Origin of the sequence: Gemmiger sp. An120 (assembly GCF_002160955.1) — a bacterium.
Taxonomy (GTDB): domain Bacteria; phylum Bacillota; class Clostridia; order Oscillospirales; family Ruminococcaceae; genus Gemmiger_A; species Gemmiger_A avium.
In genome coordinates, this window is record NZ_NFLN01000003.1 from 24,875 (window position 1) to 35,792 (window position 10,918).

The 10,918-nt window shown below is 60.8% G+C and carries 7 protein-coding genes and 1 tRNA gene; 2 read left to right on the forward strand and 6 right to left on the reverse strand.

Annotation, left to right across the window (positions count from 1 at the left end; translation table 11 throughout):
• Positions 1 to 131: 131 nt before the first annotated feature.
• The 3 genes from B5E65_RS03515 to B5E65_RS16005 all read right to left on the reverse strand — a co-directional run bounded on the left by B5E65_RS03515 (position 132) and on the right by B5E65_RS16005 (position 5,319).
• Positions 132 to 3,092, reverse strand: a complete 2,961-nt coding sequence (locus B5E65_RS03515; RefSeq protein ID WP_087170398.1) for a glycoside hydrolase family 3 C-terminal domain-containing protein — start codon at positions 3,090 to 3,092, stop codon at positions 132 to 134.
• A gap of 188 nt (positions 3,093 to 3,280) precedes the next feature.
• The gene (locus B5E65_RS03520; protein WP_087170399.1) at positions 3,281 to 4,615 is read right to left on the reverse strand and encodes an ATP-binding protein; all 1,335 of its coding nucleotides are present in this window, start codon (positions 4,613 to 4,615) and stop codon (positions 3,281 to 3,283) included.
• Positions 4,612 to 5,319 carry a LytR/AlgR family response regulator transcription factor gene (locus tag B5E65_RS16005; protein ID WP_158098506.1) on the reverse strand — a complete coding sequence of 236 codons (708 nt, stop codon included), beginning with the start codon at positions 5,317 to 5,319 and terminating at the stop codon, positions 4,612 to 4,614. The genes B5E65_RS03520 and B5E65_RS16005 overlap by 4 nt, the downstream gene beginning before the upstream one ends.
• Before the next feature lie 308 nt (positions 5,320 to 5,627).
• On the opposite strand from B5E65_RS16005, the gene B5E65_RS03530 reads away from it, so the two are divergent.
• Positions 5,628 to 6,998 carry an MATE family efflux transporter gene (locus tag B5E65_RS03530; RefSeq protein WP_087170400.1) on the forward strand — a complete coding sequence of 457 codons (1,371 nt, stop codon included), beginning with the start codon at positions 5,628 to 5,630 and terminating at the stop codon, positions 6,996 to 6,998.
• Positions 6,999 to 7,044: 46 nt separating this feature from the next.
• Here the strand turns inward: B5E65_RS03530 and B5E65_RS03535 are convergent, their stop codons facing one another.
• From B5E65_RS03535 to B5E65_RS03545, 3 genes are read right to left on the reverse strand one after another with little or no spacing between them, the layout of a single operon-like run.
• Positions 7,045 to 8,070, reverse strand: a complete 1,026-nt coding sequence (locus B5E65_RS03535; RefSeq protein ID WP_087170401.1) for a MarR family transcriptional regulator — start codon at positions 8,068 to 8,070, stop codon at positions 7,045 to 7,047.
• A 3-nt stretch (positions 8,071 to 8,073) separates the two neighbouring features.
• Positions 8,074 to 9,261: a M20 metallopeptidase family protein gene (locus tag B5E65_RS03540; RefSeq protein ID WP_087170402.1), complete on the reverse strand. Its 1,188-nt coding sequence runs from the start codon at positions 9,259 to 9,261 to the stop codon at positions 8,074 to 8,076.
• Positions 9,251 to 10,459, reverse strand: coding sequence for a MalY/PatB family protein (locus B5E65_RS03545; RefSeq protein ID WP_087170403.1), 1,209 nt, complete (start codon positions 10,457 to 10,459; stop codon positions 9,251 to 9,253). The genes B5E65_RS03540 and B5E65_RS03545 overlap by 11 nt, the downstream gene beginning before the upstream one ends.
• Positions 10,460 to 10,718: 259 nt before the next feature.
• On the opposite strand from B5E65_RS03545, the gene B5E65_RS03550 reads away from it, so the two are divergent.
• Positions 10,719 to 10,794 (forward strand) — tRNA-Ala (locus B5E65_RS03550).
• Positions 10,795 to 10,918: the final 124 nt, after the last annotated feature.

Sequence of the window (10,918 nt, forward strand, 5' to 3'; positions counted from 1 at the left end):
TGTTTGCTGCCGGGCGTCCGGTTTTTATTGCCGTGTCACCAAATGGCCGGGACGCTGTTGCAGGGTGCGCCCCGCCGCTGGTTCGGGCGGATGGGAAGGAGGAACCTCCCCGGAAAGAGCCAGAGAAATGGTCAGCTGCGCCAGCGGGTCTTGCGGCAGATGACCACCGCGCCGGCCAGACAGAGCAGGCCCAGAATCACATCCAGCGCGATGAGCCAGGTCTGCCAGGGGGCCAGCACCCGCACCACCTGAGCGCTGGCGGAAATGCCGTTCATGGCAAAACTCTGGGATACCGCATAGAGGATATGGCGGGACGCCTGCCGCAGCTGGTTCATCACGGTAGCGTTGGTCTGGTAGCCGTCAATCTGCCAGTTGTCCGCGCCGCTGTTCAGCCACATATCGGTACCGCCCTCCAGGCCGCCGCGGATCGCCAGCGCCGGGAAGGACTGCGGATAGGAGGCCTGGTCGGTGATCATGATGCCTTCAAAGCCCCATTCACCGCGCACCACGTTGGTGCTCATGCCCACATGGTTGCCGGACCACTTCAGGCCGATGCGGTTCATGCTGAGCATAACGCCCAGCGTGCCGCTCTCGCTGTCGGCAATGCTGGATTCAAAGGCTTTCAGGTAGATTTCCCGGATGGACTGCTCGTTGGCAAAGGTGCTCATGCCGGAACGGTTGGTCTCCTGATCGTTCAGGGCGAAGTGCTTGACAAAGGTGATCACGCCCTTTTCCCGGGCACCGGCCACGGTGGCTGCGCCAAACCGGCCGGAGAGGAATCCATCCTCCGAGTAATACTCAAAGTTGCGGCCGGAGAAAGCGGTGCGATGAATGTTCATGGCGGGCGCGTACCAACCCGCAAAGTTCAGTTCGCCCTGGGCCAGGCAGTCTTCGCCGATCAGGTTGCCCATGTTGTAGGCAATCTCCTCATTCCAGGTGGAGGAAATGACCACCTCCGAACACCAGGCATAGGTATCCTCCGGGCGGGTTACGCCGGTGGTGCCCGCGTTGCCCACATAGGCGGGACCGTCCACACAGACAGTGGCCGGGGCGCTGACCGAGTTCACAGCCTGGGTCTGGTAGCCGCCCACCCGCACCAGGTTGTACATCTCCTGGGCGGTAAGCTGGTCCAGCAGGTCGTCCCAGCTGGGATCGTCGGCAGACAAATCCCGCATCATAGCCAGGGACAGGCCGTTGTCCGCGCCGGTGGTGGGCATCTCCGCGTCGGGATCGTCGGTGCCGGTGGGGATGGCCAGGGCCTGCACCATCTCTTCGGTAGCGGTGAGTTCATAGGTGCTGGGCCAGGTGCCCGCCCAGTCGCTGCGGGTCAGATAGGTGAAGTCCGGATCGTAGGTGCGGATATCCGCATCGGTAAACTGGTTGGTGATCGCCGCGCCGGTATAGCTGGAAACGGCGTATTTGTCGGTGCTCTCCAGAGTAAAGACGGCGGTGTTCGCGGCGTTGGCCTCCCCGTCCAGACCCTCGGCCCCTTTGGCGGCCAAGATGTTGTTCACCGCGTTATGGGCATCGGTGGCGGCGGTGAAATAATAGTCGCCGCTCTCCAGAATATAGCTGCCTTCGCCGTTGTTGGCGGTGGCATCGTAGGCTTTCAGTTCCTCTTCGGCCACGGTGATGGTCAGTGTTTCGCTTTCACCGGGCTGCAGGGTGGAGGTTTTGGCAAAGCCCGCCAGCTGTACGGACGCCTTTTCCACGCCGTTTGCCTTGTCGTAATCGGTATAGGGGCTCTGCAGGTAGAGCTGCACCACCTGCTTGCCCTCCCGGTCGCCGGTGTTGGTTACCTGGACGGTAAAGACAAAATCATCGCCGTCCCGGGATGCATCCACCAGTTCCTGGGTGAAGGTGGTGTAGCTCAGGCCGTAGCCGAAGGGGAACTGCACCTCGTCGGCATAGACCCAGCTGCCCGCCCCTTCGGCAGTGACGCCCACCGCCGCGTCGGCACCACCCTGGCCCAGCACGGTGTCTTCATAGCGGGTCTCGTAGTATTTGTAGCCTACGTAGATGCCCTCCTGGTACACCACATAGGCGGTATTCACGGCCTCCTCGGCACCGGCCATCTGGTGATTGCCGAAGTTCTGCACCGCGGGCGCCCCCAGCGGATTGTAGGCGTAGGTGTCCACCGTCTTGCCGGAGGGCGAGGTAGTGCCATTGAGCAGGTCACCCACCGCGTACAGGCCGTCCTGGCCCGGATTGCCGATCCACAGGCAGGCGTCCACGCCGTACTCTTCCTGATCCAGGAAGGACAGCTCCATGGCGTTGCCGGAGTTGATCAGCACGATCACCTTGTCAAACCGCTCGCTCACATAGCGCAGCAGTTCTTCTTCGTTGGCGGTCAGTTCCAGGTAGTGCCGGCCGATGTCCTCAGGGGAATCCACCGGATCGGAATGGAATGCCCCCAGGAAGCCCTCCACATCCATGGGCTCGGCGTAGCTTTCGTCATAGACGGTGGGGATGTCGGCACTCTCGCTGCCGGAACGGGCAAAGGTCACAATGGCCGCGTCACCGTATTCGGCAAAGCTGCTCTCCTCTGCGCTGCCAAACAGTGCGGGGGCCGCTTCATGAATCACATAGCGGCCGGTACCGGCCATATCGGCCACGTCCATGCGGATGTCTGTCGCCGCGCCGGTGGTGTAAAAGTCCCACATGGTGGGGTTGACCGAGAAGCCGGCGCTTTCCAGCGCGGTTTTCAGGGTGGGGGCAGTGGAGGTGTCCACCGCGCCGGACCCGCCGCCGCCATACAAAATGGAGGCGGAGCTGACGCCGAACAGGGTCACATTGCCGCCGTTCTCCATGGGCAGGGCCTGGTTGTCATTCTTGAGCAGCACAAAGCCCTCCGAGGCGGTTACCCGGGCGGCCGCCGCATCCGCCAGCAGACGCTCTTCCTCGCTGGAAAAATCGCTTTTATAATATTCGGTATCCTCTTCGCTGTCTCCGCTGCGCACCTCATAGCTCTTTTGGCCCAGATAGGTGGTGATGATGGGCGCGTACTTGAACGCAAAGAAGTTGCCCACCGACAGCGCAACCACCAGAACGGCGATCAGCGCCAGCAATGGGATGGATCGTTTTTTCTGCATGCTGGTTCCTCCTTGTCCGCAAAAGGTCTCACGATGGCGGGATGGCCGTGGCCCCGCCGGTCTGTGAAGGTATATACCACAGGCCCGGCGGGCGGAACAAGGGGGGTGGCAGAACTTGCAGTTTGCTGGCAGAAGTTGCAGCCGGGCACAAAAAAATGCCCCGCCAAGCAGGGCATTTTGCCGAAGGATTAAGACTGAACCGGCAGCATGATCTGAAGAACGAAAACGCCGTCCCGGGCGCTCACGCTCATGGAGCCGCCGTATTTGCGGGCCAGGTAGCGGATACTTTTAAGGCCGTAGCCGTGACCGGCCGGATCCCGCTTGGTGGTGCGGGGCAGGCCGTTTTCCAGCGTCAGTTCGCCTGCATAATAGTTGTTGGTCTGGATGCTGACAAAGCCGCCGCTGGTCTGGATACTCAGCTGCACCACCCGCTTTTCCGGGTCGGGCAGGTTGCGCACGCCTTCCACCGCGTTGTCGATGGCATTGCCCAGCAGGGTATACAGATCCGGTAAGGAGAGGAAGTCCAGTTCCAGGTGTCCCAGCGAACAGGCCAGGCGGATGCCCTCCTTTTCGCAGGACAGGGTCTTTTCCACCAGGATGGTGTTCACCGCCTCGTTGTCCGCATGGACCAGCCGGCGGTACATGGCCACGTTCTGCTCCAGCTCGGATACAAAGGCCAGACGCTCCCCTTCATCCATGGTGTGCAGGGCCTGGCAGGTGTGTTTCAGGTCGTGCACGCTGCGGTTGACCATCTCGATCAGTTCTTTTGAATGGGTATAGTGGCGTTCGCCGTCCCGCAGCATCTGATGGATCACGGCCTGTTCCCGCTGGGCCAGGATGTTGCGGCAGGACAGATACTGAATGCCCAGAATCATGGCGCAGATCAGAAAGCCCAGCTGGGCACTGAGGATCCGGATGGCCGGATCAAAATGGAACAGATGCTGGCAGGACAGGGTGCAGAAGATCAGCACCGCCAGCAGCAGGACATAGTGCAGGATATGGGCCGTGGTATCCTGGTTCAGCTCTCCGCCGCACAGGCTTAGCGGACGGGCCATCACCCGGTAGAGCAGGCCGTACAGCAGCCCGCAGGCCGCCAGGCTGACCAGCGCATAAAGCGGCAGGCAGGCGGTCAGCTGCGGATACCAGTCCAGGGCAAGCCGTTCATGTACCGTTACATATACCAGATGCTGAGCCGCATAGCCGGAGATACCGATATACAGTGCATCGCAGACGGTGATCTGAAAGCAGACCCGGCTGTACAGCATAGTGGCTAACGCCAGCGGTACATACCACAAGCCGGTAAACAGGTCAGCCATCGGCAGAGGCAGAACACCCTGGCAGAATCCCTGCCAGGGGAAATAAAACTGGGACAGCACCGAAAACAGCACAACACCTGCCAGCGTACGCCGCAGCCACCGGGGCTTGCGGCGGGCAAAGGGCAGCAGGAAAAGATATTCCGCCGCCATCAGTTCCCATACAAAGCGCAGTTCTTCAAAAATGGCTACAGGGGTGGGCACGGTCATGGTTCCATCCCTCCCAGAAAGCGGGTGAACCGTTCCAAGAACTCTTCCCGGCGGCTTCGGGTCATCTTCAGGCGCACCGTTTCCACCACTACGTCCTCCCCCTCAATGGCCCGCACATGGCGCAGGTTGACCAGATAGCTGCGGGAACAGCGGGCAAAAGAGTAGCCCTGCAGGGTACGCTCCGCCTCCGCCATCGCCCCCCGTACCCGATACTCACCCGACCAGGTATGGTAGGTCAGGTAATGGAGGGTGGATTCCACGTACAAAATTTCCCGGGGTTCCAGCCGGACCATTCCGCCTGTGGTATGGAGAGTGATCCACTCGGTGCGGTCCCGGCGCAGATACCGCAGCGTTTTCTGCAGTTTGAGGGTGAAGTCCCCATAGGCTACCGGCTTGATCAGATAGTCCAGCGCATCCACCGCGTAGCCCGCCAGGGCATACTGGGGCATATTGGTCACAAACATCAGCAGCACATCCGGGTCCCGCTGGCGCAGCAGACGGGCTGTCTCGATACCGTTGATGCCGGGCATATCCACGTCCATGACAATCAGGTCAAACTGGCAGGTATCCCCGTTCAGAAAAGCCTGTCCATCCGAATAATAGGCGTAGGACCACTCCAGCCCTACCTCCCGGGAAAACCAGTCCAGATATCCCTGCAGTACCTGTGCATCCTGCGGGTTGTCATCCACCAGAGCAATTCGCAAACCGGTCGCCTCCTTTTCCGATGGATTGCTTTCAGTATACCATGTACGCCGCAGAGGGACAAGCAGGTGCCGCTTTGTTCCGTCGCAGCGCGTTTTGCACAAAACCGGGACGGGCACTCCCCCGCCCGCAGGAGAACAGTGCCGAATTTTTACAAGACTCAGAAATTGCATTGACTTTTGCCGCGGCGGCTGTATGATAGAGTGCAGTCTCTCTCGAGAGCGCGCGGCCCGGCGGCCGCGTACTGTGTATCCGAACACGCACCGGCGGGCTTGCGCCTGCCCTTTTCTGCACTGCGAGGTATGCGACGATGGTACGTTCCATGACATCCGGCTCTCCTGCCCGGCTGATTCTTCTGTTTGCTTTTCCGCTGTTTATCGGCAACCTGTTCCAGCAGGTATACAACATGGCCGACGCCTTTATCGTGGGGCGCATGCTGGGTGTGAATGCGCTGGCCGCGGTGGGCTGCACCGGCAGTTTGATGTTCTTTATTATCGGCTTTGCCCAGGGGCTCTCGGCCGGGTTTTCAATGCTGACCGCCCGGCGGTTCGGCGCCGGGGATGAGGAGGGCGTGCGCCGCAGCTATGCCGCCAGCCTGCTGCTGGGCGGCGGGATCGGTCTGGTGCTGACCGTGGCCAGCGTACTGGGCACCCGCCAGCTGCTGATCCTGCTGCAGACCCCGCCCGAAATTCTGGACGATGCGGTGGGATATCTGGCGGTGGTGTTCGGGGGAATCCTGGCCACCATGCTGTTTAACGTGACCTCCAACGTGCTGCGGGCGCTGGGCGACAGCAAAACGCCGCTGTACTTTCTGGTGGGCGGCTGCCTGATCAACATTGTACTGGATATTCTGCTGATCCTGTACACCCCGATGGGGGTGATGGGCGCGGGCGTGGCCACGGTGGCCGCCCAGATCCTGGCGAGTCTGGCCTGTGTATGGTACATCGGGCTGCGGTTCCCCATCCTGCGGCTGGATCGCTCCAGCTGGCGGCTGACCCGGGAGGATGTGGTGGAGCATCTGCATATGGGACTGCCGATGGGCTTTCAGAGCAGCATCATTGCCATCGGTTCGCTGATGCTGCAGTACGCGCTGAACGGCCTGGGCAGCACGGCGGTGGCCGCGTTCACCGCTGCCAACAAGCTGGAATCTCTGGGCACGCTGCCGCTGATGAGCTTTGGCCTGGCGGTGGGCACCTACGCGGCCCAGAACTACGGCGCGGGCAAGATCCAGCGCATCCGGCAGGGCGTGCTGCAGTGCAGCGCCATGGCGCTGGGCTGGTCGGCCTTTATGGGCGGGGCGTTTGTCCTGTTCGGGCGGCCGCTGGCCTCCCTGTTTGTGGGGCACGACCCGCAGGTGCTGGACCTGGCCCGCATCTACCTGTTTATTGTGGGTGTTTCGCTCTGGCTTCTGGCCCTGCTGTTTGTGTTCCGCTACACCCTGCAGGGGCTGGGGCAGAGTTTTGTGCCCACCTTTGCCGGGATCATGGAACTGGTAATGCGGGGTGTATGCGCCGTGTGGCTGGTAAGCCCGCTGGGCTACACCGGCGCCTGCCTGGCCAACCCCATGGCCTGGGCGGGCAGCGCTGTGCCGCTGATCATCGCCTTTTTCGTGACCATGCGCCGTCTGCCGCTGCGCACAACCGAGCACTGGGAAGCGGAACCGGCGGAGCCAACCGCCTGAACCATGAGAAAAACAGCCGCCCGACGGGCGGCTGTTTTCTTTTGCCTTATTCCTCTTCGCTGCACAGCAGGCGGCTCAGTTCCCGTTCCATCTCAATGAACAGATCCAGCTGTTCCGGTGTGTACCGGGCCAAGCTCCGGGCAATCACCTGATACTGGGCGCGGTCATATACCTCATGGGCTTCATAGAGCGCCCGACCCTTTTCAGTCAGGCGCACAATATTTTTTCGCTTGTCCTCCGCGCAGGTGACCCGCTCCACATAGCCTTTTTTCTCCATACGCTGGGCCAGCTGGCTGACCGCGCCGGGCGTGATCTCCAGCTGGTGGGCCAGCTCCGACATGGTCACTTCGCCGCTGTGGCCCACCGCAATGGCAAAATGAGCCTCCCGCATATACAGCTTTTCCCCGTCCAGATAGTCCCGCGCCCGGGACAGATATTTTTCATGCGCATCGGTGACGCTGCGCACCGCAGCCATCAGTTCCCGGATGCGATCGGTCTCTTGCCGTTCCATGCTCTCTCCCCCTGTCAATGACTGTATCATAACACAATCAGCGCCGTCTGACAAATCCCCGGAACAGAAAACCTCCCACCGCGCAGGGAGACACGGCGGTAGGTTTCCGGACAAAAGGGAGGTTGGGCTGATTACAGGAACTTGACGACCACGCCGGCCACAATTGCCGACACCACCGAGACCGCCGCCGGTCAGGGGAGGGATGGCCACAAGGGCAGTTTCCCGCCCGAAGATCAGGCTGCCTGCCACACCCACAATTACCAGGATGCCGGCTACCACCGCCAGGGTGGTGACCACAACGCGCCAGTCCTTTTTGACCAGTTGCAGGTTGAACCGGGCGCCTACCTGCAGCAGAATGTACAGCATGGTGATTTCACGCAAAGAGTTCATCATGGAGGTGTCCAGGATGTCCTTGGGGAACACCGTCCAGAAACCGATCATGAAGCAGAGTGCAATAACAATCAGGGACGAGACCTTGCTGCTGGTTTTGCGGGAGACCAAGTCGCCCAGAAACATAATCACGCATACGACTACCAGGGATGCCGCCAGACTCCAACTCATCGTTTATTCCTCCTTCAAATACTGCCAGGCGTAGCCCACCGTGGACACCACGCCCAGGCTGAACGCTGCGTCGTCCACGTCGAACCGGGTGGTATGGTGGCCGGCGCCGGTGCCGGCCTCGGGATTGCGGATGCCCAGGAAAGCCAGCACACCGGGGTACCGTTCCAGATACGCCGCCATGCTCTCGGTGGCAGACCAGGGTTCGCAGGGGGACACATGCCCGCTGCCGGCCCATTCTTCCACCGCATGGGCCGCGGCCGCCGCACAGGCCGGATCGTTCTGCACCACAAAGGGCGCCACCAGTTCCCGGGGATATTCCGCTGTACAGCCGTACATCTGCGCGGTAGTATCCACAATCCGCTTGAACTCGCTGTAGGCACGCAGCCCCTCCTGCTTGTCAAAGAAGCGCAGCGAGCCCGCAAACTCAGCGGTATCGGGGATTACATTGCCCTTTTCCCCCGCATGGAAGGTGCCTACCCCCAGCGTTACCGTCTTGGCAGGATCAATGCCGGTGGCCCAGAGCATGCTCAGATTAGACAGGATCTGGGCGCCGCACATAATCGGGTTATGGCAGAGGTCGGGCCGGGAGATATGCCCGCCTTTGCCGTTCAGGCGCACGGTGTAGGCGGCCAGGCCGGCCATCCGGGCGCCGGGATCCACGCTGATCTTGCCGGAATCCAGCCCCGCGTACACATGGATGGCCCAGGCGGTGTCCACCTGATACCGGGCCAGCGCGTCCAGCATGGGCTGCACGCCTTTGCCGGTTTCCTCCGCCTGTTCAAAGCAGAACAGCACCGTTCCGTGCAGACGGCTGCGGGCAGCGCTCAGCACCTTCATGGCGGACAGCAGCATTGCCACATGGGCGTCGTGCCCGCAGGCGTGGGATATCCCGGGCGTGCCGGAAACTGCCGCCTTGGGACGGCACAGGTTTTCCGGCGACTCCTCCACCGGCAGCGCATCCATATCCGCCCGCAGCAGCACGGTTTTGCCCGGGCCGCATTCCAGCCGACCGATCAGGCCGTATTCCCCCACACGTTCCCAGGGAATGCCCAGCTCATCCATCCGGCGGCAGATAAACGCGCTGGTTTCTTTTTCCGCCAGGCTCAGTTCCGGGTGCTCGTGCAGCCAGTGACGGTTCCGGATCGTTTCAGAGGCAACCTCGTCCAGAAGCGCCCGCAGTTCAGCTTCCATTTGCTTCCCCTTTCTTCAGCACGGCGGCCAGACGTTCCAGCGCCGTTTTCAAATTCGCCCGGGTGCAGCCGATGTTGAGCCGCAGATAGCCCTCGCCGCCGGGGCCGAACCAGGGGCCCGGCACGCAGATGACCCGCGCCTCCATCACCACCCGATGCAGCAGCTCTTCGTCGCTCAGGCCCAGCGGGCGGCAATCCAGCCAGCACAGGAAGGTGCCTTCCGGCCGGATAAACCGCACCTGGGGCAGCTCCCTGGCCAGGAACTCCTCCACCAGATCCCCGTTGCCCCGCAGATAGTCCAGCTCCTGCGCCAGCCATTCCTCCCCCTCGGGGGTGTAGCTGGCCGTCAGCCCGACAAGGCCGAAGGTGTTGCGGACATCCAGCGACATGGCCAGCTGCATCTGGTCGAACTTCTCTTTTACTTCCCGGTTGGGAATGATGGCCACCGCCGTTTTCAGCCCAGGAATATTGAAGGTTTTGCTGGGGGCGGTCAGGCAGACGAACCGGTCCGCATACCGCGCATCCAGCGAGAGCAGCGGAGTATGGGGTTTGTCCGCCAGCAGGATGTCCGAATGGATTTCGTCCGAGATGATGGCCACATTGTTTGCCAGGCAGATCTCCGCCAGGCGGCGCAGTTCTTCCGCTTCCCATACCCGGCCCACCGGGTTGTGGGGCGAACAGAGGATCAGCGCCTTGGTGGACGGGTCGGCAGCCAGCTGTTCCAGCTGTTCGTAGTCCATCACGAAACGGCCGTTTTCCTGCCGAAGCGGATTGTTGATCACCCGGCGGCCGGTCCGCCGCACGATGGTGGAGAAGGGATCATAGACCGGCGTCTGTACCAGGACGCCGTCCCCCTCTTCGGTAAATACATGCAGGGCGATGTTGATGCCCGCCACCACGCTGGGCAGCGCGGTGATCCAGGCGGGGTCCACCTGCCAGCCATGCCGCTCTTTCTGCCACCAGCAAACCGCATCATAGAACGGTTTCTGCGGCGCGCAGTAGCCCAGTACTTCCTTTTCCAGGCGCTCCCGCAGGGCCTGCAGCACATGGGGCGGGCAGGCAAAGTCCGAATCCGCCACCCACATGGGGATAAAGTCCTCCGGCACCTGGGTATTCAGATAATCCGCCACCATGGAACCGTTCCATTTCAGATCCCAGGTGGATTTTCTGTCGATCTCCCTGTCAAAATCAATCTTCACGGGAGAGCGCCTCCTTTCTTGCACAACTGCCTTGGAATTTATTTTAGTATCTATATTTTAGATACTAAAATAATAATGCCGAACTCGCCGCTGCTTGTCAAGGGTGTCGGATTGTTTTCCCTGTTTTGAATAAATTTTTGTACTTTGTACCGTCATTGTTACCAAACGCTTTATTAATTCAAAAAAACATTGACAAACCCATAATCACCTGCTATAATAATCAAGCAGTCGACAAACGGCTGCTGACAGGTGAACATGTGGGGGTATAGCTCAGCTGGGAGAGCGCTTGAATGGCATTCAAGAGGTCAGCGGTTCGATCCCGCTTATCTCCACCAGATGAATCCGGACTTTGCACCGATGGGTGAGGGTTCGGATTTATTTTTGTCCACACAGATGAAAAAGGCGTTTCCGGCAGGAGACGCCTCTTTCTTGTGCAGCTGGGTTGCAGACAACAAAAAG

Coding starts and splice junctions, on each gene's coding strand:
- B5E65_RS03515 (WP_087170398.1), bottom strand. CDS start 3,092: ATGCAGAAAAAACGATCCATCCCATTGCTGGCGCTGATCGCCGTTCTG.
- B5E65_RS03520 (WP_087170399.1), bottom strand. CDS start 4,615: ATGACCGTGCCCACCCCTGTAGCCATTTTTGAAGAACTGCGCTTTGTA.
- B5E65_RS03530 (WP_087170400.1), top strand. CDS start 5,628: ATGGTACGTTCCATGACATCCGGCTCTCCTGCCCGGCTGATTCTTCTG.
- B5E65_RS03535 (WP_087170401.1), bottom strand. CDS start 8,070: ATGAGTTGGAGTCTGGCGGCATCCCTGGTAGTCGTATGCGTGATTATG.
- B5E65_RS03540 (WP_087170402.1), bottom strand. CDS start 9,261: ATGGAAGCTGAACTGCGGGCGCTTCTGGACGAGGTTGCCTCTGAAACG.